19 protein-coding genes and 1 pseudogene are annotated in these 25,659 nt (G+C 60.1%); 11 read left to right on the forward strand and 9 right to left on the reverse strand.

Annotated elements, in window-relative coordinates; genetic code table 11:
* Positions 1-87 precede the first annotated feature (87 nt).
* Entirely contained in the window at positions 88-1,497 is a 1,410-nt protein-coding gene (locus FHL16_RS10530) for an aminotransferase-like domain-containing protein (protein ID WP_077748256.1), read from the forward strand.
* A 123-nt stretch (positions 1,498-1,620) separates the two neighbouring features.
* Here FHL16_RS10530 and ppsR read toward each other — a convergent pair whose 3' ends face one another.
* A complete protein-coding gene (gene ppsR, locus FHL16_RS10535; RefSeq protein ID WP_077748193.1) occupies positions 1,621-2,439 on the reverse strand; it encodes a posphoenolpyruvate synthetase regulatory kinase/phosphorylase PpsR in 819 nt (272 codons plus the stop codon).
* A 174-nt stretch (positions 2,440-2,613) separates the two neighbouring features.
* Between ppsR and ppsA the strand changes: the two genes are divergently transcribed.
* The 8 genes from ppsA (at position 2,614) to FHL16_RS10575 (ending at position 10,671) form a co-directional block, all read left to right on the forward strand.
* The gene (ppsA, locus tag FHL16_RS10540; protein WP_010456532.1) at positions 2,614-4,989 is read left to right on the forward strand and encodes a phosphoenolpyruvate synthase; all 2,376 of its coding nucleotides are present in this window, start codon (positions 2,614-2,616) and stop codon (positions 4,987-4,989) included.
* Between the two features lie 98 nt (positions 4,990-5,087).
* The gene (locus FHL16_RS10545) at positions 5,088-6,077 is read left to right on the forward strand and encodes an alpha/beta fold hydrolase (protein WP_077748194.1); all 990 of its coding nucleotides are present in this window, start codon (positions 5,088-5,090) and stop codon (positions 6,075-6,077) included.
* A 121-nt stretch (positions 6,078-6,198) separates the two neighbouring features.
* Positions 6,199-6,690: a ribonuclease E activity regulator RraA gene (gene rraA, locus FHL16_RS10550; protein WP_077748195.1), complete on the forward strand. Its 492-nt coding sequence runs from the start codon at positions 6,199-6,201 to the stop codon at positions 6,688-6,690.
* Positions 6,691-6,716: 26 nt separating this feature from the next.
* Positions 6,717-7,712 carry a zinc transporter ZntB gene (locus FHL16_RS10555; protein ID WP_010456526.1) on the forward strand — a complete coding sequence of 332 codons (996 nt, stop codon included), beginning with the start codon at positions 6,717-6,719 and terminating at the stop codon, positions 7,710-7,712.
* A 63-nt stretch (positions 7,713-7,775) separates the two neighbouring features.
* Positions 7,776-8,024 carry a CrfX protein gene (locus FHL16_RS10560; RefSeq protein ID WP_077748196.1) on the forward strand — a complete coding sequence of 83 codons (249 nt, stop codon included), beginning with the start codon at positions 7,776-7,778 and terminating at the stop codon, positions 8,022-8,024.
* Between the two features lie 2 nt (positions 8,025-8,026).
* Complete coding sequence (locus tag FHL16_RS10565) at positions 8,027-8,851, forward strand: mechanosensitive ion channel family protein (protein WP_008027407.1); 825 nt, start codon at positions 8,027-8,029, stop codon at positions 8,849-8,851.
* Between the two features lie 87 nt (positions 8,852-8,938).
* Complete coding sequence (gene sigX / locus FHL16_RS10570; RefSeq protein ID WP_010456518.1) at positions 8,939-9,529, forward strand: RNA polymerase sigma factor SigX; 591 nt, start codon at positions 8,939-8,941, stop codon at positions 9,527-9,529.
* A gap of 107 nt (positions 9,530-9,636) precedes the next feature.
* Complete coding sequence (locus tag FHL16_RS10575) at positions 9,637-10,671, forward strand: OmpA family protein (protein ID WP_010456516.1); 1,035 nt, start codon at positions 9,637-9,639, stop codon at positions 10,669-10,671.
* Between the two features lie 75 nt (positions 10,672-10,746).
* Here the strand turns inward: FHL16_RS10575 and cobA are convergent, their stop codons facing one another.
* From cobA to FHL16_RS10615, 7 genes and pseudogenes are all read right to left on the reverse strand, one after another.
* A complete protein-coding gene (gene cobA / locus FHL16_RS10580) occupies positions 10,747-11,532 on the reverse strand; it encodes a uroporphyrinogen-III C-methyltransferase (RefSeq protein WP_077748197.1) in 786 nt (261 codons plus the stop codon).
* A 10-nt stretch (positions 11,533-11,542) separates the two neighbouring features.
* Positions 11,543-14,260 (reverse strand): nitrate reductase, encoded by a 2,718-nt coding sequence (locus FHL16_RS10585; protein ID WP_138739029.1) that lies wholly within the window; start codon positions 14,258-14,260, stop codon positions 11,543-11,545.
* Positions 14,261-14,262: 2 nt separating this feature from the next.
* Positions 14,263-15,516: pseudogene (locus tag FHL16_RS10590) on the reverse strand (NAD(P)/FAD-dependent oxidoreductase); the annotation flags it as partial.
* Positions 15,517-15,944: 428 nt separating this feature from the next.
* Positions 15,945-17,615, reverse strand: coding sequence for a bifunctional protein-serine/threonine kinase/phosphatase (locus tag FHL16_RS10595; RefSeq protein WP_077748199.1), 1,671 nt, complete (start codon positions 17,613-17,615; stop codon positions 15,945-15,947).
* 7 nt (positions 17,616-17,622) lie between these two features.
* Positions 17,623-18,834, reverse strand: coding sequence for a nitrate/nitrite transporter (locus tag FHL16_RS10600; RefSeq protein WP_077748200.1), 1,212 nt, complete (start codon positions 18,832-18,834; stop codon positions 17,623-17,625).
* Between the two features lie 349 nt (positions 18,835-19,183).
* A complete protein-coding gene (locus FHL16_RS10610; RefSeq protein ID WP_008146285.1) occupies positions 19,184-19,759 on the reverse strand; it encodes an ANTAR domain-containing response regulator in 576 nt (191 codons plus the stop codon).
* Between the two features lie 15 nt (positions 19,760-19,774).
* The gene (locus FHL16_RS10615) at positions 19,775-20,986 is read right to left on the reverse strand and encodes a CmpA/NrtA family ABC transporter substrate-binding protein (RefSeq protein WP_010456499.1); all 1,212 of its coding nucleotides are present in this window, start codon (positions 20,984-20,986) and stop codon (positions 19,775-19,777) included.
* A 231-nt stretch (positions 20,987-21,217) separates the two neighbouring features.
* On the opposite strand from FHL16_RS10615, the gene FHL16_RS10620 reads away from it, so the two are divergent.
* Positions 21,218-22,237, forward strand: a complete 1,020-nt coding sequence (locus FHL16_RS10620; RefSeq protein ID WP_010456498.1) for a quinone-dependent dihydroorotate dehydrogenase — start codon at positions 21,218-21,220, stop codon at positions 22,235-22,237.
* Between the two features lie 313 nt (positions 22,238-22,550).
* On the opposite strand, the gene rmf is transcribed toward FHL16_RS10620, so the two are convergent.
* Complete coding sequence (gene rmf, locus FHL16_RS10630; RefSeq protein ID WP_003223300.1) at positions 22,551-22,766, reverse strand: ribosome modulation factor; 216 nt, start codon at positions 22,764-22,766, stop codon at positions 22,551-22,553.
* A 531-nt stretch (positions 22,767-23,297) separates the two neighbouring features.
* Here rmf and rlmKL point away from each other — a divergent pair.
* A complete protein-coding gene (rlmKL, locus tag FHL16_RS10635; RefSeq protein ID WP_010456487.1) occupies positions 23,298-25,574 on the forward strand; it encodes a bifunctional 23S rRNA (guanine(2069)-N(7))-methyltransferase RlmK/23S rRNA (guanine(2445)-N(2))-methyltransferase RlmL in 2,277 nt (758 codons plus the stop codon).
* Positions 25,575-25,659 lie beyond the last annotated feature (85 nt).

Consider the following 25,659-nt stretch of genomic DNA (forward strand, 5'->3'; position numbering starts at 1 on the left):
GTGCTCCTTCGTCGTCGAAATTGACCCCGTTACCAAATAGGTCTATCCCTGATTGAACCTGTTTTCAGCACGCTATTCGGGATGGAAATGACTGTCAAAGTAAGTATTGCCACGGTGTCAATCTTGCGCGAAGGCCTGGCTCAGGGGCGCGGCGTGAAGTACAAGCGCCTCGCCGAAGCCCTGGAAAAGAGTATCGGCGAAGGTTTGATCGAACCCGGCAGCAAGCTGCCACCCCATCGTCTGTTAGCGGACAGCCTGGGAGTGACCATCGGCACCATCAGCCGTGCCTATGGCGAACTGGAACGGGTAGGGTTGGTCGTGGCTCGTGTAGGAGATGGCACCTATGTGCGTCAGCGCGGGATGGAGCGGGTGCGGGATGGCGGCTTTCGCAATGTCAGCGACGACCCACAGCCTTACTTCGATATGAGTCGGAATCAGCCGATTCCGGGGCAGGAAGGCGCTTTTCTGAGTCAAAGCCTGCAGGCCCTGGCCAGCGATCCATACACCTTGCAACTGCTTAGCGGATATACGGCCGATGCCGGGTTACCGCGCCATCGTGCGGCAGGTGCCCATTGGCTGCGGCATCAGGCCTTCGTACCGAGCGCCGAGCAGGTTATTTGCGTCAATGGCGGCCAGCACGGCTTGCTCTGCGTGTTGATGGCGCTGCTCAAGCCCGGCGACACTCTGGTCACCGAGCAGTTGACTTACCCCGGGCTGATCAGTGTCACCCGCATGCTCGGCATCAAACTGATCGGTGTCGGGATGGATGACGAAGGATTGTTGCCCGAGTCTTTGTCGGAGGTTTGCCAGCATCATCGGGTATCGGCGGTGTACTGCACGCCGACCCTCCAGAATCCTACGGCGGCGGTGATGTCCGTCCCGCGACGTGAGGCGATTGCCGAGGTCTGTCGCCAACATAATCTGCTGATCATCGAGGACGAAGCCCACGCCGTGCTCGCGCAGCAGCGTCCGTTGCCCTTGAGCCACTTTGCCCCGGAGCGTTCGGTGTTGATCGGCAGTCTGAGCAAAGCGGTTTCGGCGGGTTTACGGGCGGGTTATCTGCATGCACCGCAACCGTTGATCGGACGTTTAAGCGCGGCGGTGCGCGGGACGTGCTGGATGGCGAGTCCGCTGTCGATGGAGCTGGCGACGGCGTGGATCGAAAACGGTATCGCCGAGCAGTTGCTGGGGCAGCAGATTGCTGAAATCAGTCGCCGCAAGCGTTTGGTCAGCCCCATGTTAGAAGAGGTCGGGTACAAGACTCATCCCCACAGCCCACACTTCTGGATCGAAGTGCCCGAGCCGTGGCGAGCATCGCAGATTGCGGCGGAGCTCAAGCAGAACAATTACCTGGTGGCCACCGCGGAGGCGTTTGCGGTCGGGCATGCCGCAGTGCCGCAATTCATTCGGGCGAGTGTGTGTCATTCAGCGGGGGATGATCGGTTGTTGCTGCAGGGGTTTGAAGCATTGGCGAGGGCATTGGCGGAGACCGTGTAATCGTTCTTCGCGAGCAGGCTCGCTCCCACAGTGGATCTCTGTCGTACACAAACTTTGTGTCCACTGGAGATCAACTGTGGGAGCGAGCCTGCTCGCGAATGCGCTATAACGGGCGCCGCAGAACTATTTGAACCGCCGCTCCACCCCTTTCTCCACCAGGATTTTCGCCGAAATCTCTTCCACCGAAAAATGCGTGGAATTGATGTTCGGAATGTTCTCCCGGCGGAACAGGTTCTCCACCTCGCGCACTTCAAACTCGCACTGGGCGTAGCTCGAATAGCGGCTGTTGGGCTTGCGCTCGTTGCGGATCGCGGTGAGACGATCCGGGTCGATGGTCAGGCCGAACAGCTTGTGCTGGTGGGCGCGCAGGGCGGTGGGCAGTTGCAGGCGTTCCATGTCGTCTTCGGTCAGCGGGTAGTTGGCCGCGCGGATGCCAAATTGCATCGCCATGTACAGGCACGTCGGTGTCTTACCACAACGCGACACGCCCACTAGGATGAGGTCGGCCTTGTCGTAATAATGCGTGCGCGCGCCGTCGTCATTGTCGAGGGCGAAGTTCACCGCCTCGATCCGCTCCATGTAATTGGAGTTGGTGCCGATGGAGTGGGATTTGCCGACGGTGTAGGAAGAATGCTCGGTCAGTTCCTGTTCAAGCGGCGCCAGGAAGGTCGAGAAAATGTCGATCATGAAACCATTGGACGTGGCGAGGATCTCACGGATGTCCTGATTGACGATGGTGTCAAAGATAATCGGCCGGAAACCGTCGGTTTCGGCGGCTTTGTTGATTTGTTGTACCATGGCCCGCGCTTTATCCACGTTGTCGATGTACGGACGCGTGAATTTGCTGAAGGTAATGTTTTCGAACTGCGCCAGGAGGCTTTGGCCGAGGGTTTCGGCTGTGATGCCGGTGCCGTCGGAAATAAAGAAAGCAGATCGTTTCATTTGCACCTTGGGCCTTAAGCTAGTGACGAATCTTGGATATGATAGGCGCGATTTGCCGGCCGCCAGTGGCCCGCATTCTCACTTATTTTCCAGGTCCAGGCCATACAGCTGGCAAACGCTCCCCCGAGCGCCCGGCTTCTGAGCTTTTCCAACACAGTTAGTGGAGAGATCACCTTGGTAGAGTACGTAGTTTCCCTCGATAAGCTCGGCGTCCATGATGTAGAGCACGTAGGGGGCAAGAACGCATCCCTGGGCGAGATGATCAGTAACCTCGCAGGTGCCGGTGTATCGGTACCCGGTGGCTTCGCCACGACAGCTCAGGCTTATCGTGATTTTCTGGAACTGAGCGGCCTGAACGATCAGATCCACGCCGCCCTCGACGCCCTGGACGTCGACGATGTCAACGCCTTGGCCAAGACTGGCGCCCAGATCCGTCAATGGATCATGGAAGCCGAATTCCCCGAGAAACTCAACGCCGAGATCCGCACTGCGTTCGCCACGCTGTCGGCCGGCAACCCTGACATGGCCGTGGCCGTGCGTTCTTCCGCTACCGCCGAAGACCTGCCGGACGCTTCCTTCGCCGGTCAGCAGGAAACCTTCCTGAACATCCGTGGTGTCGAAAACGTTATTCGCGCCGCCAAAGAGGTGTTCGCCTCCCTGTTCAACGACCGCGCGATTTCCTACCGCGTCCACCAGGGCTTCGACCACAAACTGGTTGCCCTGTCGGCTGGCGTGCAGCGCATGGTCCGCTCCGAAACCGGCACCGCCGGCGTGATGTTCACCCTCGATACCGAATCGGGCTTCCGTGACGTGGTGTTCATCACCGGCGCCTACGGCCTGGGTGAAACCGTCGTACAAGGCGCGGTGAACCCGGATGAGTTCTATGTCCACAAAGGCACGCTGGCCGCCGGTCGTCCGGCCATCCTGCGTCGCAACCTGGGCAGCAAGGCCATCAAGATGATCTACGGCGAAGTCGCCACGGCCGGCAAGTCGGTCAAGACCATCGACGTGGACAAGGCCGATCGCGCCCGTTTCTGCCTGACCGACGCTGAAGTCAGCGAACTGGCCAAGCAAGCGATGATCATCGAGAAGCACTACAAGTGCCCGATGGACATCGAATGGGCCAAAGACGGCGACGACGGCAAGCTCTACATCGTTCAGGCCCGTCCTGAAACCGTGAAGAGCCGCACCCAGGCCAACGTCATGGAACGTTACCTGTTGAAAGAAACAGGCACCGTGCTGGTTGAAGGTCGCGCCATCGGCCAGCGCATCGGCGCCGGCAAGGTCCGCATCATCAAGGACGTGTCCGAGATGGACAAGGTCCAGCCAGGCGACGTTCTGGTCTCCGACATGACCGACCCGGACTGGGAACCGGTCATGAAGCGCGCCAGCGCCATCGTCACCAATCGTGGCGGCCGTACTTGCCACGCGGCGATCATCGCACGCGAGCTGGGCATCCCGGCCGTGGTCGGTTGCGGCAACGCCACCCAGCTGTTGCAAGACGGCCAGGGCGTGACTGTTTCCTGCGCTGAAGGCGACACCGGTTACATTTTCGAAGGCGAACTGGGCTTCGACATCAAGAAAAACTCCGTCGATGCCATGCCTGATCTGCCGTTCAAGATCATGATGAACGTCGGTAACCCGGACCGTGCATTCGACTTCGCGCAACTGCCGAACGCCGGTGTGGGTCTGGCCCGTCTGGAATTCATCATCAACCGCATGATCGGCGTGCACCCCAAGGCGCTGCTGAACTACGCCGGGCTGCCGCAGGACATCAAGGACAGCGTCGACAAGCGCATTGCCGGTTACGACGATCCGGTCGGTTTCTATGTCGAGAAACTGGTTGAAGGCATCAGCACCCTGGCCGCTGCGTTCACGCCGAAAAAGGTCATCGTGCGTCTGTCGGACTTCAAGTCCAACGAATACGCCAACCTGATCGGCGGCAAGCTCTACGAGCCGGAAGAAGAAAACCCGATGCTGGGTTTCCGTGGCGCCTCGCGTTACATAAGCGAATCGTTCCGCGACTGCTTCGAACTCGAATGCCGTGCCCTCAAGCGCGTGCGCAACGAGATGGGCCTGACCAACGTCGAAATCATGGTGCCCTTCGTCCGTACCCTCGGCGAAGCCAGCCAGGTTATCGATCTGTTGGCGGAGAACGGTCTGAAGCGTGGCGAAAATGGTCTGCGCATCATCATGATGTGCGAGCTGCCGTCCAACGCCATCCTCGCTGAAGAGTTCCTCGAGTTCTTCGACGGCTTCTCCATCGGCTCCAACGACCTGACCCAGCTGACCCTGGGCCTGGACCGTGACTCCGGGATCATCGCGCACCTGTTCGACGAGCGTAATCCGGCGGTCAAGAAGCTGCTGGCCAACGCGATTCAGGCCTGCAACAAGGCTGGCAAGTACATCGGTATTTGCGGTCAGGGCCCTTCGGACCACCCTGATCTGGCCAAGTGGCTGATGGAGCAGGGCATCGAAAGCGTTTCGCTGAACCCCGATTCCGTGCTGGAAACCTGGTTCTTCCTGGCTGAAGGTCAGGCTTCGGCTTGATGGTGTGAGTGAAGCCCCGGCCGCTTTAGTGGCTGGGGCTTTAAGATTCAAGTAGGGCGGGCTCCTCTGGAAGCCGCCCTTTTTTGTGCAAGAGCATTATGCAAAGCAGCAGCAACCTATTTCCTGTCGCCCTGATCAGCGCCGAGCGTCGCGGCGATCTGAGCGAAGATGTCTATCGTTTGAAACCTGGCAACAGCCCTGACGGCACCGTCGAACTGGCTGTGACGCGTCTTGGCATGGCTGATGAATCGTCCGTGCGTGGCGTGCCGGTGATTTTGTTGCACGGCAGCTTTTCCAATCGCCGGTTCTGGTTCTCGCCGAAAGGACTTGGGCTGGGCGCCTACCTGACGCGCCTGGGATTCGATGTCTGGATTCCCGAAATGCGCGGTCACGGCCTGTCCCAGCGTAATCAGAACTACCGCAAGAACCGTGTTGCCGACTACGCCCGTTACGATCTGCCGGCCATTGGCGCGTTCGTACGCGAGCAGAGCGGTCAGGTCCCGCACTGGATCGGTCACTCGCTGGGCGGCATCACATTGGCGGCGGCACTGGGTGGTGAATACATTGGCGAGCCTGTCGTGGCGTCGGCGGCGTTCTTCGGCACGCAGGTCAGTCGCACCTACTGGCCGTTGAAAATTCCACCGGTGGAGTGGAGCGGGCGCTTCATTCTCAAGCGTTTCGCCCAACTGTCCGGTTCGCGGCTCAAGCGTGGCCCGGAGGACGAGCCGATTGGCCTGGCCTTGGAAAGCATGCGCTGGTATGGCCTGTTCGGGCGCTTCGGCGATGCGGAGAAGGACTGGTGGGCGGGATTGGCCGACGTTCAAATACCGGTGCTGGCCGTGAGTGCCGCTGGCGATCACCAGGATCCGGCATGGGCGTGCCGCAAGTTGTTCGATCAAATGGGTTCCGAACACAAACAATTCATCAACCTTGGCCGCGAGCAGGGCTTTGGCGATAATTTCGGTCACGTGGAAATGCTCGTCAGCAAAGCAGCCCAAACCGAAGTCTGGCCGTTGGTAGCGCGCTGGCTGGCCGATCAGCAAGCGCCTTTACTGGGAGAAAAGCCGGATTTGGCCACGGCAATCTGAGCCTGATGCTCTAACAAGGGCATTTCGCTCTGTCCGGCTTGAGGCTAAGATATGACGCATTGAGCTGTTCCGGTCACTTTGCGACACACTCGATTGTCTTCCTCTCTACAGGAGTTTCTCGATGAACCATTACCTCACGCCTGACCTGTGCGACGCCTACCCGGAGCTGGTGCAGGTGCTGGAACCGATGTTCAGCAATTTCGGCGGCCGTGATTCTTTCGGCGGCGAAATCGTGACCATCAAGTGCTTCGAAGACAACTCGCTGGTCAAGGAACAAGCCGAGCTCAAGGGCAATGGCAAGGTGCTGGTGGTCGACGGTGGCGGTTCCCTGCGTCGTGCCCTGCTGGGCGACATGATCGCCGAGAAAGCCGCGAACAACGGCTGGGAAGGGCTGGTGATCTATGGTTGCATCCGTGACGTCGACGTCATTGCGCAAACCGACCTGGGGGTTCAGGCACTGGCGAGCCATCCCATGAAGACCGACAAGCGTGGTGTCGGCGATCTCAACGTGGCGGTGACCTTTGCGGGCGTGACCTTCCATCCAGGCCATTACATCTACGCGGACAACAACGGCGTGATCATCTCGCCAAGCCCGCTGAAGATGCCTGAATAAAGCGCAAGACCAACAAAGGGGTGAGGATGTTCGAGGAAGAAAACGCGCAGTGGGGGCTGGTGCATGCCCTGGTGCTGGATGGTAAAGGCGGTGCGCGTTCGATAGCCCGGACTGAACTCGATGACTTGCAGCTACAGGCCCATGAAAGCCTGTGGCTGCACTGGGATCGCAGTCACCCGCAAACCCAGACCTGGCTGCGCAAATCCAGCGGTCTGAGTGAATTCAGCTGTGACCTGCTGCTCGAAGAGAACACCCGTCCGCGCCTTCTGCCGCTGCCGGACTCCGAACTCCTGCTGTTTCTGCGCGGGGTCAACCTGAACCCGGGCGCAGAACCGGAAGACATGGTCTCGGTGCGTATCTTCGCCTCAGCCCAGCGTGTGATTTCCCTTCGCCTGCGTCCATTGCGCGCCACTGATGAGTTGCTGGTCACTCTTGCCGAAGGCAAAGGGCCGAGAACCGCCTCCGAACTCATCCTTTATATGGCTCAGTACCTCACCCATAAGGTGCAGGATCTGGTCAGTTGCCTCTCGGAAGTGGTCGATGAGGAAGAAGAAAAACTGGATGCCGACGAACGGTATACACCCGAGCACGGCGCCATTTTGCAGATCCGTCGACGGGCTGCTGCACTGAAACGTTTCCTTGCTCCGCAGCGGGAAATTTTCGGACAGCTGACGCGGATAAAACTGCCCTGGTTCGTCGAAGACGATGGCGATTACTGGAACGAATTGAACAACAGCCTGACCCGATATCTTGAGGAGCTGGAATTGACCCGGGAGCGGGTGGGGCTGGTCCTCGAGGCTGAAGACCGACGTTTGAGCGTGCGCATGAATCGCACGATGTACCGCTTCGGGATCATCACCGGGATCTTTTTGCCGATGAGTTTTCTGACCGGTCTTCTGGGCATCAACGTCGGTGGAATTCCATTCTCCGCCAGCCCTTATGGGTTCCTGATCGCGTGCCTGATGATGGTTTCGGTAGCGCTCGGACAGTGGTGGTTATTTAGACGTTTGCGCTGGGTGTGACGATGAGCCATGTGACCCGGGCAAATTTGACCGCGTCTTTCACAGACATCACGAGAGGTGCGTATGCACGATCCGTTTGAACAGTCTTTGCGCGACATGCTGAACGCCTCGCCGTCCACCCGTGACGACGATGCGTGCCTTGGGCGTGTCCTGAAAACCGCCAACCGCCAGGTCGGCGCTGGCGATCTGTTCAGCCTGCTGGGCCGCTGGTTGCCCGCGCTGATGATTGCCCTCAATAACGGCTCGGCCCACGTCTCGCCGGTATCCCGCCACCGTAAACCTACCGCTCGCACCGCTGATAAGGCTGATTGAATATGGAACTTGATCTCTGGACACAGAGCCTCGTCACTGCAATGACTGCGTTATGGACCAAGGTGGCCAATTTCATCCCGAACCTGTTCGGCGCGCTGGTTGTGCTGCTGTTGGGTTTCGTCGTTGCGAAACTTTTGGATACTTTGCTGTCGAAGTTGCTCGCCAAGCTGGGCCTTGATCGCCTGATGGGCGGCACCGGTCTGACCAAATTGCTGTCCCGGGCCGGCTTGCAAGTGCCGATCTCGACCCTGATCGGAAAGATTGTCTATTGGTTCGTTCTGCTGATTTTTCTGGTTTCTGCCGCAGAGTCCCTTGGACTTGAGCGAGTTTCGGCTACGCTTGACATGCTTGCGCTGTATTTGCCGAAAGTATTTGGCGCCGCGCTGGTGCTGCTGGTGGGTGTGTTGCTGGCGCAACTGGCCAATGGGCTGGTGCGTGGTGCCGCAGAGGGCGTAGGGCTGGATTACGCTGCGGGACTTGGGCGAATTGCCCAGGGGCTGGTAATTATCATCAGTATTTCGGTCGCGATCAGCCAGTTGGAGGTCAAGACTGACCTGCTCAACCACGTGATTGTGATCGTTTTGATTACCGTTGGTCTGGCAGTTGCGCTGGCCATGGGATTGGGAAGCCGGGAAATTGCCGGTCAGATTCTTGCGGGAATCTATGTGCGTGAGTTGTATCAGGTTGGGCAACAAGTGCGTGTTGGCGAGGTCGAAGGTCAGATCGAAGAGATCGGCACGGTTAAAACCACATTGCTGACCGATGAGGGTGAGCTAGTCTCTCTCTCCAATCGGATCCTCCTGGAGCAGCATGTGAGTAGCCGCTAACCCGGCAAACCCTGCTAATGTATGCCGCCGCAAAGTGCCCTGTAAGGGCTGCGGCGGACATTGACCTGACTGTCGGCCCGACTTGTTTTGAATAAAGCTCAATCGCTCTCCACGCGCTACGACCCCCGCGAGCTCTCTGATGAGGAGTTGGTCGCGCGCTCGCATACCGAGCTGTTTCACGTAACACGCGCCTATGAAGAACTGATGCGGCGTTACCAACGAACATTATTTAACGTCTGTGCACGATATCTGGGGAACGATCGCGACGCGGACGATGTCTGTCAGGAAGTGATGTTGAAGGTGTTGTATGGCCTGAAGAACTTCGAGGGAAAATCGAAGTTCAAAACGTGGCTCTACAGCATCACGTACAACGAATGCATCACACAGTATCGGAAGGAACGGCGAAAGCGTCGCTTGATGGACGCTTTGAGTCTGGACCCCCTCGAGGAAGCGTCTGAAGAAAAGACGCCGAAACCCGAGGATAAGGGTGGACTTGATCGCTGGCTGGTGTATGTGAACCCGATTGACCGTGAAATTCTGGTGCTACGATTTGTCGCAGAGCTGGAGTTTCAGGAGATCGCAGACATCATGCACATGGGTTTGAGTGCAACAAAAATGCGGTACAAACGCGCTCTAGACAAATTGCGTGAGAAATTTGCAGGCATTGCTGAAACTTAGTTCGGCGCAAATATCTCTTACGTGTAGGCAAGTTCTGATAGACTTGCCGCCGAGTTGTCCCCCGGTTTGCGGGACTGCTTCACAATCACCAGATGGGGATTTAACGGATGAAACTGAAAAACACCTTGGGCTTGGCCATTGGTTCTTTGATTGCCGCCACTTCGTTCGGCGCTCTGGCACAAGGCCAAGGCGCAGTTGAAATCGAAGGCTTCGCTAAGAAAGAACAATTCGACAGCGCTCGTAACTTCAAGAACAACGGCAACCTGTTCGGCGGCTCGATCGGTTACTTCTTGACCGACGACGTTGAACTGCGTCTGGGCTACGACGAAGTGCACAACGTTCGTTCCGACGACGGTCGTAACATCAAGGGCGCTAACACCGCTCTGGACGCTCTGTACCACTTCAACAACCCAGGTGACATGCTGCGTCCTTACGTCTCTGCCGGTTTCTCGGACCAGAGCATCGACCAGAATGGCAGCAACGGCCGCAACCGTTCGACCTTCGCCAACGTTGGCGGCGGTGCCAAGCTGTACTTCACTGACAACTTCTATGCCCGTGCTGGCGTTGAAGCTCAGTACAACATCGACCAAGGCGACACCGAGTGGGCTCCAAGCGTCGGTATCGGTGTGAACTTCGGTGGCGGCTCCAAGCCTGCTGCTGCTCCAGTTCCAGCACCAGCTGAAGTCTGCTCCGACAGCGACAACGATGGCGTTTGCGACAACGTTGACAAGTGCCCGGACACCCCAGCCAACGTAACTGTTGACGCTGATGGCTGCCCAGCAGTTGCTGAAGTTGTTCGTGTTGAACTGGACGTGAAATTCGACTTCGACAAGTCGGTAGTCAAGCCTAACAGCTACGGCGACATCAAAAACCTCGCTGATTTCATGAAACAGTACCCATCCACCACCACTACTGTTGAAGGTCACACTGACTCCGTCGGTCCTGACGCTTACAACCAGAAACTGTCCGAGCGTCGTGCAAACGCCGTTAAGCAAGTTCTGACCAACCAGTACGGTGTTGAATCGACCCGCGTTCAGTCTGTTGGCTACGGCGAATCCCGCCCAGTTGCTGACAACAAAACTGAAGCTGGCCGCGCTGTAAACCGTCGCGTAGAAGCGCAGGTTGAAGCTCAAGCTAAGTAATTAGCCCGCAGCTCTGAGAAAAGCCCGGCTTAGGCCGGGCTTTTCTTTGTCTGCGATTTGGTGAGGGGCGAGCCGTCAGGCGCGTTGATATCCAGCATTGATGTCGACGGACAAGTCCGCTTCGCGAGCAGACTCGTTCCCACAGTAAAGCGCAGAGCGGGCTGCTACCGCGCCAATGACCAGGATCGCCGGGCTTTTCAATTCGAATGCTGAGGCATCCTGTTCCATGGCCGTCAAATTGCTCCGACATTCCCGTTGGTGCGGCAGGGACGCGTTTTCAATCATCGCCACCGGCATATCCGCCGCCATCCCCCCGGCCAGCAGCTGCTCGCGGATCTCGCTCAGCTTCGCCACGCCCATATAAATCACCAGCGTCGTGCCGCCCTGGGCCAGGGCCTGCCAGTTCAGGCTGCTGCCGTCCTGAGTGTGGGCGGTGACCAGCGTCACGCCACGGGCAACGCCTCTGAGGGTCAGCGGAATATCGCATTGCGTCGCACCCGCCAGCCCGGCAGTGATGCCGTTGACCAGTTCGACTTCAACGCCGTGCTCGCGCAACCACTGTGCCTCTTCACCGCCGCGACCGAAGATGCACGGATCGCCGCCCTTGAGCCGTACCACGCATTTGCCGTGGCGGGCATAACGCAGCATCAGGCGATGAATGAAGGCTTGAGGCGTGGAACGACAGCCGCCGCGTTTGCCCACAGGAATGATCCGCGCGCCGGGGCAATGCTCCAGCACCGCGTCATTGACCAGATCGTCGATCAGCACCACATCTGCTTCTCTCAATGCCCGAACAGCTTTGAGGGTCAGCAATTCAGGGTCGCCGGGACCTGCACCCACCAGCCAGACTTTTGCGCTCATCGTATTTTCCTCACGCGATAACGGCGATCGGCTGCGCAGCGGCAGCCAGCAGACGCTTGATTTCAGGTACACAGGAGCCGCATTGCGTGCCGCAGCCCAATTCTTGTTTCAGGCCCTGCAAGTCCAGGCCACGGCTGATGCCGGCGCAGACCGCGCGTTGACTGACGTTCTTGCAGTTGCAAAGGGTTTTGGTGCCCGCTGCCGCCGTGCCCGCGTTACCCGGCTGCGCGCTCAGTGGTGCCAGCAGCCAACGGCGCAGTTGTTCGTCGACGCGTCCCTCAAGCCAGAGGTTTTGCAGCCAGTGTTGGGCGAGTGTTTCGCCGGCCAGGCGAATCGCGGTGATCCGACCGTTCTCGATCCGCACGCGTTTGCCGATGGAGCGTCGTGGGTCGTCGTAGGCCAGTACGGGACCGTCGTTGAGCGCCAGGCACTGATCGATGTCACGCAGCAGTTGCGGATCAGGCGCGGTGGCGCTGGCAGCGCGTATCAGCAGCGCAGGGCGTTCACGGCCGACCAGGCTGAGGCTGGCGTAGGAAAACGCCTCGCAGAGCGGTCGTAGCGTCTCAAAATGTTGTTGAACATTGCCTTCGACCAGGGCGAACAGCTGCCACGGCAACTGCACCGGCTCAAGTCGCACGCCGCTGTGTTTGAGTTCCGGTTGTTTTGACAGCGGATCAAAAGCGGGCAGGGTGAGGGTGTTCACGCCGCCCTTGAGGAAACGGTCACCAAAATGCATGGGCAGAAAGGCCTGGCCAGGCCGCACGCTGTCGTCGCTGGCGACCGGCACGATCACCGCGCCGCGCCGACTTTTCAGGCTGATCAGATCGCCGGGTTGCAGACGATGCCGACGCATTTCATCCGGATGCAGGCTCAACACGGCCTCGCTGACATGCCCGAACAGCTGCGCGGCGGTGCCGGTGCGGCTCATGCCGTGCCATTGATCGCGCAAGCGACCGGTGATCAGCGTCAGCGGGAAGTGTGCGTCGCGTTGTTCCCTGGCCGCGCGATACGGATCGGCCACAAACTGAGCACGTCCGCTGGCGGTCGGGAAAATACCGTCGAGATACAGGCGTGCAGTGCCTTCGCTGGCGCCAGTGGGGAAGGGCCATTGTTGTGGGCCGAGGCGGTCGATCAGCTCATGACTGATGCCGGACAAGTCCAGATCACGCCCGCGGGTCAGGTGTTTGTATTCGTCGAAGACCTGCGCCGGCGTTTCAAAGGCAAACAGGCTGTTTTGCCCGGGGCGCAGCTGTTTTTCCAGGCGTTGTGCGAAATCCACCGTGATCGCCCAGTCGGAACGCGCTTCACCCGGTGCGACGATGGCCCGGCGAACGTGGGAAATGCGCCGTTCGGAGTTGGTCACCGTACCGTCCTTTTCGCCCCAACTGGCGGCAGGCAACAGCAGGTCGGCGAACGCGGCGGTTTCGGTGGTGCGAAAGGCTTCCTGCAACACCACGAACGGGCAGGCCTCCAGGGCAGCGCGCACGGCGGTCTGGTCCGGCAACGATTGGGCCGGGTTGGTGCAGGCGATCCACAGGGCTTTGATTTTTCCGCTGCGAACCTGCTCAAACAACTCGATTGCGGTAAGCCCGGCATTTTCCGGAAGTTGATCAACGCCCCAATAGGCCGCCACTTCCGCGCGATGCTCGGCATTGGCCGCTTCGCGATGGCCCGGCAGCAGGTTCGACAGGCTGCCGGTTTCCCGTCCACCCATGGCATTTGGCTGACCGGTCAGGGAGAACGGTCCTGCGCCGGGAAGGCCGATTTGCCCGGTGGCCAGGTGCAGATTGATCAGTGCGCTGTTTTTGGCGCTACCGGCGGTGGACTGGTTCAATCCCATGCACCACAGCGACAGAAAACTCGTGGAGGTGCCGACCCATCTGGCGCATTCCTGTAATTGCTCGACCTCGATCCCACACAGCTGCGACACCATTGACGGCGTGTAATCGCGTACAAGATTGGTCAGTTCGGCCAAACCTTCGGTATGAGCCTGGATGAAATCGCGGTCGACCCAGTCTTCGCACAGCAGCAGGTGCAAAATCCCATGGAACAAGGCGACATCGGTCCCGGGAAGAATCGCCAGGTGCAGGTCGGCCAAATCGCAGGTGTCGGTACGACGGGGGTCAATGACGATGACTTTCATCTGCGGGCGGCGGGACCGGGCTTCTTCCAGGCGACGAAACAGTACCGGGTGGGCGTAGGCCATGTTGCTGCCGACGATCATCACGCAGTCGCTCAGTTCCAGGTCTTCGTAGCTGCATGGCGGCGCATCGGCCCCGAGGCTGCGCTTATAGCCGACCACTGCGGATGACATGCAAAGCCGCGAATTGCTGTCGATGTTGTTGGTGCCCACCAGCGCTCGCGCCAGTTTGTTGAAAGCGTAATAGTCCTCGGTCAGCAACTGCCCGGAAATGTAGAACGCCACGCTGTCCGGGCCGTGTTCGGCGATGGATCGGGCAAAGACATTGGCCGCGTGGTCGAGGGCGGTGTCCCAGTCGGTGCGGCTGCGGGCCAGGCCTTTGCCCAGGCGCAGTTCGGGGTACAACGCTCGCGCAGTCAAGTCGCCCGTCAGGTGCAAGGTCGAACCCTTGCTGCACAGCTTGCCGAAGTTCGCCGGGTGGCTCGGATCGCCGCTGACGCCGAGAATGCGCTCGCCGTCATGCTCGATCAGCACGCCGCAGCCGACCCCACAGTAGCAACAGGTGGAAGCGGTAATCTGGTTCATCAGCGTGCTTCCCTGCCGGAGTGTCCTGCGTCGCCGATGGCCTGCTCCATGAACGAAGCGTCGCCGAACATCAGGTGATCGCGGATCTCGTCGATGTCGTGATTTTCACGAATCTGTCGGAAATACCACCCGCCATCGGCCGTGTCGCCGTACAGACAGGCGCCGACCAGCACGTCATCCTTGATCACCAGTTTTTTGTAGACCCCACCGATCGGGTCGGAGAGGGTGATGGTTTCGGTACCTTCGCCGCCCATGAAGTCGCCGGCGGAGAACAGGTCGATGCCTGTGACTTTCAATTTGGTCGAGGTCACCGAGCCTTTGTAGGTGGCGAAGCCCAGTTGCGCGAGGTGGTTGGCGCAGACCTTGGCTTGCTCGAACAGCGGCGCGACCAGGCCGTAGGCGGTTCCGCGGTGGCTGGCGCATTCGCCGATGGCGTAGATCCGTGGGTCATAGGTTTGCAGGGTGTCATTGACCAGAATCCCGCGATGGCAGGGGATGCCGGATTTTTCCGCCAGTTCGGTGCTTGGGCGGATGCCGGCGGCCATGACCACCAGGTCGGCGGGGATGATGTCGCCATTCTTGAATTCAACCGAGCCGACCCGGCCGTTGCCGGCATCGTGCAGGGCCTGGGTCTGTTCGCTCAGACGAAAATGCAGGCCGCGGGCTTCCAGGGCGGTTTGCAGGAGTTGGCCACTGGTTTTGTCCAGCTGCCGCTCCAGCAGCCACTCGCCGATGTGCACCACGGTGACGTGCATGCCGCGCAGCATCAGACCGTTTGCAGCTTCCAGGCCGAGCAGACCGCCACCGATCACCACGGCGTGCTTGTGGGTTTTCGCGGTGTTGATCATGGCCTGGGTGTCGGCGATGTCGCGATAGCCGATCACACCCTGCAAAGCGTTGCCGGGGATCGGCAGGATGAACGGGGTCGAGCCGGTCGCGATCAGCAGGCGATCGTATTCCGCCTCGGTGCCGTCGTCGGCGATCACGCGGCGTTTGACCCGGTCTATCTCCACTACTTTGCGGTTGAGCAGCAACTTGATGCTGTTGTCCAGGTACCAGTCGAGATCGTTCAGTACGATCTCGTCGAAGGTCTGTTCACCGGCCAGTACCGGTGACAGCAGGATGCGGTTGTAGTTGGTATGGGGTTCGGCGCCGAAGACCGTGATGTCGTACAGCTCGTTGCTCAACTTGAGCAGTTCTTCCAGGGTACGAACCCCGGCCATGCCGTTGCCGATCATCACCAGTTTTAGTTTTTTCATCAGGTTCTCCGGGGAGCTCGGACCCGCCTCATCAGGGCTGTCAGGTCTTGCTCGACATATTTTGCGCAAACAAAAAAAGGCGTCCCGCTAGTTGCCTAGCGAGGACGCCTTTGTCCTGGTCCCGTTCTCTCGGGAAGCACACCCTTCATCGTTGAAGGCTGGGCTTTATGTCTGTTGGGAGAGGTAATGCAGTGGTTGTGCCAAGTTGTCAGAACCCGGGTTTAGAGCGGGAAATAACAGTTTTGAGTCAAAGCGTCCGATTTATTGCACCGAATCAAAGCGCGTTGCCCATTAATGGAGCGAGTTGCTGATGGGGCAGGCGGGGCTGTCAGTCCGCCATCGCGAGCAGGCTCGCTCCCACAATGGTCTCCCGGACACTGGAGATCCCCTGTGGGAGCGAGCCTGCTCGCGATGGGCGCGACGCGGAATCAGCCATGAAACAGCAAAACCAGCAGCACCAGATTCACCACCAACATCACCAGCGCCAGTGTCCGCCAGACCTTCAACGGCTCGCGCTCCAGCAGCGGTCTGGGCCGCACACTCAAACTGCGTCGCTCTCCCTGCTCCAGCAACAGCAACCACTCTTCCGCCGTTTCAAACCGTTGACCCGGATCCGCCGCGACCGCGCGCTCCAGGCTTTGCGCGATCCAGTCCGGCAGGTCTGGGCGGTAACGGCTGGGGCTGACGGGCACGCCAAAGCGTGGACGCTGGAAGGCTTCGATTTCGCCGTAGGGATAATGCCCGGTCAGCAGGAAATACAGGGTGACACCGACTGCGTACAGATCCTGTTGCGGTGTCGGTGCCTCACCGGCAAAGGCTTCCGGCGCGATATAGCTCGGCGTGCCGGGCAAGGTCGTGGGTTGATCTTCTGACAGACCGGGGCAGTAGGCGAGGCCGAAATCCAGCAAGCGCAATTCACCGTCGTCGCCCAGCAACAGGTTCTCCGGTTTGATGTCGCGATGAAGAATCTGCCGGCGATGCAGCATGCCGACGGCCTTGAGCAGACGCTCGGCCAGATCCTGCCATTGCGCCAGCGGCAGCGCGGCAACCCGTTCGTGCAACTGCGCCAGAGTGGAACCGGAATACTCGCGCATCACGTAATACAAATGCTGACGCTGGCTGGCGGCATGAACTTCAGGGAAATGCCGTCCGGCCACGCGCTTGAGAAACCATTCCTCCGACAGCAAAGCCTGACCGGCGAGGTGATCGTCGCGCAGTGCGCCGGGCAAGGTTTTCAGCAGCCAGGGGTGTTGTTGGCTGTCGCGAACCCGATAAAGCAGCGACTGCTGGCTCTGGCCGAGCATCCCTTCGACCTGCCAGCCCTCGAACATCTGGCCCGGTTTCAATGCGGGTGGCAGTGGCCATTGCTGCAGATGAATCAGCGCATCGCCAATGCTCGTCTCACCGAGGGCATCGACTCGCACCAACAGGGCGCTGGCATTGTCCTGACTGCCCGCCAGGTGCGCTGCGCTGACCAGGGTTTGCGCCGCGCTGTGCAGGTCCGGTTGGTCGCGCAGAATCGCCGCAATGGCGGTGTCGCCCAGCACCGCCCAGATGCCGTCGCTGAGCAGCACAAAGCTCTCATCGAGGCGAAGTTCACCGTCAAGAAAATCCAGGACCAGATGCTGATCGAGCCCCAGCGCTCGCTTGAGCACATGCTGCATGCCCGGCTGGTCCCAGACGTGATCTTCGCTGACCCGCTGCAAGGTGTCGGCGTGCCAGCGATACACCCGGCAATCGCCGACATGGGCCAAGGTAAAACGCCTGCCGCGCATGACCAAAGCACTGACAGTCGTGAGCAATGGTTGCCCACCGCCATTGGCCTGCAACCAGCGATTTTGCGCCAGCAGCAGGCGATCCAGCGCTTGCGCGACACCCCAGGTTTCCGGGGTGGCGTAATAGTCCAGCGCCAGGGCCTGCAAGGTCGAACGGGCGGCGAGACCGCCGTCGGCGCACTGGCTGACCCCGTCGGCGATGGCGAACAGGTAACCCTTGCTTGCCGCCAGCGCCGGGGCCGGAGTGACCAGGCGCAGGGCGTCCTGGTTTTCCTCGCGAGGGCCGATGGCGCTCGCTTCGGCAAAACTCAATTGCAGGCTCATTGCGGTCTCAGACCCGGGCAGCGGTCACAGCGGCCGAACCCCAGGTGGTTCTCCAGCGACGTTTCACCCCGTGCAGGCCGAACCAGGCGAGCACGCCAAGGCTGGCGAACAACCACAGGGCCATTTGATAACTGCCAGTGCTTTGCTTGATCGCGCCCATGCCCGCCGCCAGTGCGAAACCGCCGATGCCGCCGGCCATGCCGATCAAGCCGGTCATTACACCGATTTCCCGACGAAAACGTTGCGGGACCAATTGGAAGACCGCGCCGTTACCCGCACCCAAACCGAGCATGGTGCAGACGAAAAGTGCCAGCGCTGCATAGGAACTCGGCAGGTTGAAACCCACCGCCGCGATGCAGATCGCTGCGACTGTGTACATCCCCAGCAACGTGCGAATCCCGCCGAATCGGTCGGCCAGCGCGCCGCCTAATGGGCGCATCAGGCTGCCACCGAACACGCAGGCTGCGGTGTAGTAGCCGGCAGTGACCGGGCTCAGGCCGTATTGGTCGTTGAAATAGCCGGGCAGGGCGCTGGCCAGGCCGATGAAGCCACCGAAGGTCACGCTGTAGAAAAACATGAACCACCAACTGTCGCGGTCGCCCAAGGCCTTGAAGTAGTCGGACATGGACTTGGCTTTCGGCCGTTCAGGGGCGTTTTTGGCCAGCCAGGCGAACACGATGATGGTCAGGATCAGCGGGATCAGGGCGAAGCCGAACACGTTGCTCCAGCCGAAGGCGGCCGCCAGCACCGGGGCGATCAATGCGGCAAGCACGGTGCCCGAGTTGCCGGCACCGGCGATGCCCATGGCCTTGCCTTGGTGTTGCGGCGGATACCATTGCGAGGCCAGCGGCAGGGCGACGGCGAAGGATGCGCCGGCCACACCGAGAAACAAGCCCAATAGCAGCGCTTGTTCGTAACTGTGGATGCCGTGTTTCCAGGCAACGAACAGGGCGCAGATGACGATCACTTGGCCGATCAGGCCAGCGGTCTTGGGCGACAGGCGATCAGCCAGCAAGCCCATCAAAAAGCGCAGTATGGCCCCGGCGAGAATCGGCGTGGCCACCACCAGCCCGCGTTGCTGGGTGGTCAGTTGCAGGTCGGTGGCGATCTGCACCGCCAGTGGGCCGAGCAGGTACCAGACCATGAAACTCAGGTCGAAATAGAGGAACGCCGCGAACAATGTCGGGGTATGGCCAGATTTCCAGAAGCTTGAATTCATCGCGCACCTCAGCTGTAGGGAGTCTCGAGAAGGAGTCAGAAGCTTGCAGGTGGGGCGCCGCCTCGGCCGCACCACCGGCCCCGATCTCTGGGGCCAAAACGAAAAAACGCCGCCACCCGATTCGCCGTGGGCAAATGAGGTGAGCGACGTCTTTGTCGTAGGTGGGGCAACCGCCGTTGGTTACCTGTATGGATTACTTAGCCAGATCTGTGCCAACACCTTGATGACGCGTTGCGGCCATTCACGGGCAAGCCTCGCTCCTACAGGTTTTGTGGTGAGTTCAGATGTCGTGGGCACCTGTAGGAGCGAGGCTTGCCCGCGAAGGCGTCTTCACAGACTTCGCAAGGCTTCAGCCGAGCAGTTCACTCATGGCAATAATCTGCTCCGCCACCTGAATCAGTTTCTGCTGCCGGCTCATGGCCTGGCGGCGCATGAGGGTGTAAGCCTCTTCCTCGTTGCAGTCCTTCATCTTCATCAACAGCCCCTTGGCCAGCTCGATGCGCTTGCGCTCGGCCAGTTGCTGGTCGCGGGCGTTGAGCTGGGCGCGCAGGGCCTGGTCGCTTTCAAAGCGCGCCATGGCCACGTCGAGAATCGGCTGCAAGCGTTGTGCGTGAATGCCTTCGACGATGTAGGCACTGACCCCGGACTTGATTGCCTGGCGCATCACATCGGGGTCATGTTCATCGGTAAACATCACAATCGGTCGCGGTTGGTCGCGGCTCACGAGCACCACTTGCTCCATCACATCGCGGCTGGGTGACTCGGTATCGATCAAAATCACATCCGGACGCACCGTTTCGACGCGCGCGGGCAGGTCGATGGTCAGGCCGGATTCGTCGATCACCTCGAACCCGGCTTCGGTCAGGGCTGCTTTCAGGCGACCGACTTTCTTCGCGGTGTCGTTGATCAGCAGGATACGCAACATATTCGCAGTCTCCTGTCAGCGGCTGGCGATTCGGTGCGAGCTTTCGCTCATGGCGTGCAGCTTGAAACTGCGGGCATAGCCGGTCGGGTCGGAGCCATCCCAGACTTTGCCGTCGATCAATTGGCTGCTGCGCATGTCCTCACCCTCGGCGGCAACACCGACTGCGCTGGCGGCCTCACGATACAAGTCTAGTTGCTGGACCTCACGGGCCACGCCGAGGTAATCCGGGTCGTCGCGCAACAAGCCCCAGCGGCGGAACTGGGTCATGAACCACATGCCATCGGACAAGTACGGCACATTGACCTCACCGCCCGCATGGAAACGCAGCGCGTGCGGGTCCTGCCAGCGATTGCCGAGGCCATCGGCGTAGTCGCCAAGCAAGCGCGGTTCGATGCAATCGAGCGGTGCATCAAGGTATTCGGGCGCGCTCAACAGCTTCGCGGTGCTGCGGCGGTTCTCGCTGCCGTCTTCAATGAAGCGGCTGGCTTCGAGGATCGCCATCACCAACGCCCGGGCGGTGTTGGGGTACTGCTCGACAAAGGCGCGAGTGCAGCCGAGGACTTTTTCCGGGTGATCGGGCCAGATGGTCTGGGTCGTTGCCATAGTGAACCCCAGATTCTGCTTCACCGCGCTGGCGGACCACGGTTCGCCGACGCAGAAGCCGTCGATGCGTCCGGCTTGCAGGTGCGCGACCATCTGTGGCGGTGGCACCACCACGCTGTCGACGTCCTGCAACGGATGAATGCCCTGACTCGCGAGCCAGTAATACAGCCACATGGCGTGGGTGCCTGTCGGAAATGTCTGGGCGAAGGTCAGTTTTGGGCGACTTTGGTGCACGTGCCGGTCCAGTGCTTCAGGACTGGTCACCCCCAAGGCCTGCAAGCCATGAGAAAGGTTGATGCTCTGGCCGTTCTGGTTCAGGCCCATGAGCACCGCCATGTCGGTCGGCGCCACGCCGCCGATGCCCAGGTGCACGGCGTAGATCAGGCCGTACAGGCTGTGGGCGGCGTCGAGTTCGCCGCTGACCAGTTTGTCCCGCAGGTTGGCCCAGGACGACTGGCGCTTGAGGTTCAGGGTCAGGCCGTAAGGCTGCGCGAAACCCTGCGTGGCCGCGACCACCACCGAGGCGCAGTCACTCAGGGCCATGAAGCCGAGGTTGATCTCAGTCTTTTCCGGGGCATCGCTGCCATTGACCCAGGCCAGTGGGCCCGCTGTGGTTTCATTCATGGTTAAACACCTTCCAAAAAAAAGCGTCGTACCGGGCTGCTTGCCAGGGCAAGGCCAAGTGACGACGCCTTTGTCTTTCGACTCATCCCGCCGTTGGCATGAGTGCTGATGTCAGTGAGGGTGCAAGGCATATGCCATCGTCCGCTGATTTTGTTGCGCGCCTCGCTTGCGGCACCGATGCCCGGCTATAATCGCCGCCTCATTTCGCCGCCATTCGAGTCAAAACCGCCCATGTACACCCTGGCCCGTCAGCTGTTGTTCAAACTTTCCCCGGAAACCTCCCACGATCTGTCCCTGGACCTGATCGGCGCGGGCGGGCGTTTGGGCCTCAACAGTCTGCTGTGCAAGGCGCCGGCGAAAATGCCGGTCAGCGTCATGGGCCTGGAGTTTCCGAACCCGGTCGGTTTGGCGGCCGGTCTGGACAAGAACGGTGCGGCCATCGACGGGTTTGCCCAGCTGGGTTTCGGCTTTGTCGAAATCGGTACCATCACCCCGCGTCCGCAGCCGGGTAACCCCAAGCCACGGATTTTCCGTCTGCCGGAGGCCGAGGCGATCATCAACCGCATGGGGTTCAACAACCTCGGCGTCGATCACCTGCTGGCACGCGTGGCGGCGGCCAAGTACAAGGGCGTGCTGGGCATCAACATCGGCAAGAACTTCGATACGCCGGTTGAGCGCGCGGTCGACGATTACCTGATCTGCCTGGACAAGGTCTATGCCCACGCCAGCTACGTGACGGTCAACGTCAGCTCGCCGAACACCCCGGGCCTGCGCAGCCTGCAATTCGGCGATTCGCTCAAGCAATTGCTGGCTGATCTGGCGACCCGTCGCGCGGAACTGGCCCTGCGCCACGGCAAACATGTACCGCTGGCGATCAAGATCGCGCCGGACATGACCGATGAAGAAACCGCTCAGGTCGCGCAAGCGCTGATCGAAACCGGGATGGACGCAGTGATTGCCACCAACACCACCCTGAGCCGTGTGGGCGTTGAAGGCATGGAGCATGGTGATGAGGCGGGCGGTCTGTCCGGCGCACCGGTTCGCGACAAGAGCACCCACACCGTGAAGGTACTGGCGGCGGAACTGGCGGGTCGCTTGCCAATCATCGCCGTGGGCGGCATCACCGAAGGCAAGCATGCGGCTGAGAAAATCACTGCGGGTGCTAGCCTGGTGCAGCTCTATTCCGGCTTCATCTACAAAGGCCCGGCGCTGATTCGCGAGTCCGTCGACGCCATCGCGGCGCTGCGCTGAAGCCTGATTGGGGCCTCATGGTGGGGGCTTTTGTGGCGAGGGAGCTTGCTCCCGCTCGGCTGCGAAGCAGTCGTAAACCCCGCAACCGCGTTTTACCTGACACTCCGAGTTGTGACTGGTTCTGGGGCCGCTTCGCAGCCCAGCGGGAGCAAGCTCCCTCGCCACAAAAGCAGTGTTCAGATTCCAGGTAATTGGCGGGCATAAAAAAGGGCTCCTCGAAGGAGCCCCTGGGCCGGAGCCCGCCGCCCGGATGGGGCGTGCGTGGTAAGTCGTTACGTAATCAGATTGTCGTGTCGGAGTGTTGTGCCCTGTGTTAGCCGACGGCGTGAAGTTCGTTGAGTCTGTGGATTCCCGCAGTGCCGGTCATACCGTCCCAGTTGTCGCCGCGTCCTTCTCGCCAGCCGTTAATCCAGGCTTGGCGTACCGACGGTAGAGTAAATGGGCAAAGCTCACGGGATTTGCCACCAACGCCATATTGATATCCGCGCAAAAATGCTCTTTCCAACGGATCACGCTTAAGTCTTCTCATAGGGTGTTGCCCTCACTTGTTGACTGTATTTATCGCGTCGACCTCAATTGAGGTCTGGCAGAAAAAAACTCCTGCCGTTGGGGCTCGCTGCCGGCGTCGCGAGCCAAGGTGTTGACGTCGTTGCGGCGTCAACCTGTGTTGAGTTCTAACCAATGCGTCACATCGAGGGAATGATCGTTTTGTCATAAGAACGTAACCATAAAGATGCAACGGCCATAAGTAACTCGATGTTTGTCCCGTGTTTCTTGGTCAAAGCCCTGTATGATCGGCCCCCCACAGAATGATGGAGTTAATCCTTTGTGAGAATGGCTCCTGTTAAGCAGGACGATTATTCGACGAAGGGTCGACTTATGACATTTTGTTGCATCAACTTTTTTATCTGCCTGTGCATCTAAGCTCTTCTAACCTGAGCAGCACAGGTGGGACGGCACACCTTCGTGCCACGCGGGCGCTCTTTTAGAAAAGCGCCTGATTGAAAACCGGGCCGGCAATGCGTTGCCGGTTCACTTAGCTAAAGGCTCTGAGATTCCAATGTCCGATCAATTCGAAATCTTCCTCACTTGTCCCAAAGGCCTTGAAGGCCTGCTGATCGAGGAAGCCGTCGGGCTTGGCCTTGAAGAAGCACGTGAGCACACCTCTGCCGTGCGCGGCATGGCCACCATGGAAACCGCTTATCGCCTGTGCCTGTGGTCGCGTCTGGCGAACCGGGTGCTGCTGGTGCTCAAGCGTTTCCCGATGAAGGACGCCGAAGACCTGTACCACGGCGTACTCGACATCGAGTGGCAAGACCACATGCTCAATGACGGCACCCTGGCCGTCGAGTTCAGCGGCCACGGCTCGGGCATCGACAATACGCACTTCGGCGCCCTGAAAGTCAAAGACGCCATCGTCGACAAACTGCGCACTCCGCAGGGCGATCGTCCGTCCATCGACAAGCTCAACCCGGACCTGCGCATTCACCTGCGCCTGGACCGTGGCGAAGCGATTCTCTCCCTCGACCTCTCCGGTCACAGCCTGCACCAGCGCGGTTATCGTTTGCAGCAGGGCGCGGCGCCGCTGAAGGAAAACCTCGCGGCCGCGATCCTGATCCGTTCCGGCTGGCCACGCATTGCGGCCGAAGGCGGCGCACTGGCTGACCCGATGTGCGGTGTTGGTACGTTCCTCGTCGAAGCGGCGATGATCGCCGCCGACATGGCGCCGAACCTGCGTCGCGAACAGTGGGGCTTCACCGCCTGGCTCGGCCACGTGCCGGCGCTGTGGAAAAAGCTCCACGAAGAAGCCACCGAACGCGCCGCCGCCGGCCTGGCCAAGCCACCGTTGTGGATTCGCGGTTACGAAGCCGATCCGCGCCTGATTCAACCGGGCCGCAACAACGTCGAACGTGCGGGCCTTAGCGAGTGGATCAAGATCTACCAGGGCGAAGTCGGCACGTTCGAGCCACGTCCGGACCAGAACCAGAAAGGTCTGGTGATCTGCAACCCGCCATACGGCGAGCGTCTGGGCGACGAGGCGAGCCTGCTCTACCTCTACCAGAACCTTGGCGAGCGTCTGCGTCAGGCCTGCCTGAACTGGGAAGCGGCGGTGTTCACCGGCGCGCCGGACCTGGGCAAGCGCATGGGCATCCGCAGCCACAAACAGTATTCGTTCTGGAACGGCGCCTTGCCGTGCAAGTTGCTGCTGATCAAAGTCACGCCGGACCAGTTCGTCACCGGCGAGCGTCGCACCCCGGAACAGCGTCAGGTCGAGCGTGAACAAGTTCAAGCCGAAGTCGAAGTCGCCGACAACGACGTAGCGCCGGGCAAATACGAGAAGTACAACAAGAACGGCAACCCGATCAAACCGGCCCCGGTAGTGATCGAGCAACCGCGCTTGAGCGAAGGCGGGCAGATGTTCGCCAACCGCCTGCAAAAGAACCTCAAGGCGTTGGGCAAGTGGGTCAAGCGCGAGGGCATTGATTGCTACCGCGTCTACGATGCCGACATGCCGGAATATTCCATGGCCATCGACCTGTATCACGATTGGGTCCACGTCCAGGAATACGCCGCACCGAAGTCCATCGACCCGGAAAAAGCCTCGGCGCGCATGTTCGATGCCCTGGCGGCGATTCCGCAGGCCTTGAACATCGACAAGAGCCGCGTGGTGGTCAAGCGCCGCGAGCGTCAGAGCGGCACCAAGCAATACGAACGCCAAGCGGCCCAGGGCAAGTTTGTCGAGGTTAACGAAGGCGGCGTGAAGCTGCTGGTCAACCTCACCGACTACCTCGACACCGGACTGTTCCTCGACCACCGCCCAATGCGTATGCGCATCCAGAAAGAGGCGGCCGGCAAGCGCTTCCTCAACCTGTATTGCTACACCGCGACCGCCAGCGTTCACGCGGCCAAGGGCGGCGCGCGCAGCACTACCAGCGTCGACCTGTCGAAAACCTACCTGGACTGGGCGCGTCGCAACCTGTCACTGAACGGTTTCTCCGACAAGAACCGTCTGGAGCAGGGTGACGTGATGGCGTGGCTCGATGCCTGCCGAGACGAGTACGACCTGATCTTCATCGACCCGCCGACGTTCTCCAACTCCAAGCGCATGGAAGGGATCTTCGACGTGCAGCGCGACCAGGTGCAGTTGATCGACCTGGCCATGGCGCGCCTGGCGCCGGGCGGCGTGTTGTACTTCTCCAACAACTTCCGCAAGTTCACGCTCGAGGAAAACCTCAGCGCGCGTTATGCCGTTGAAGAAATCACCGCCCAGACCATCGATCCGGATTTCGCCCGTAATGGCAAGATCCACCGTGCCTGGAAAATCACGGCTCGTTGACACTTACAGGGATTGGATCCACAGAGCCTTGATTTTAAAGGCTCTTGGCTTCTTTCTGTGCTGGTCAAATTGATGGCTAATAGCT

The organism is Pseudomonas sp. FSL W5-0299, assembly GCF_005930655.1.
In the GTDB taxonomy this organism is placed as follows: domain Bacteria; phylum Pseudomonadota; class Gammaproteobacteria; order Pseudomonadales; family Pseudomonadaceae; genus Aquipseudomonas; species Aquipseudomonas mandelii.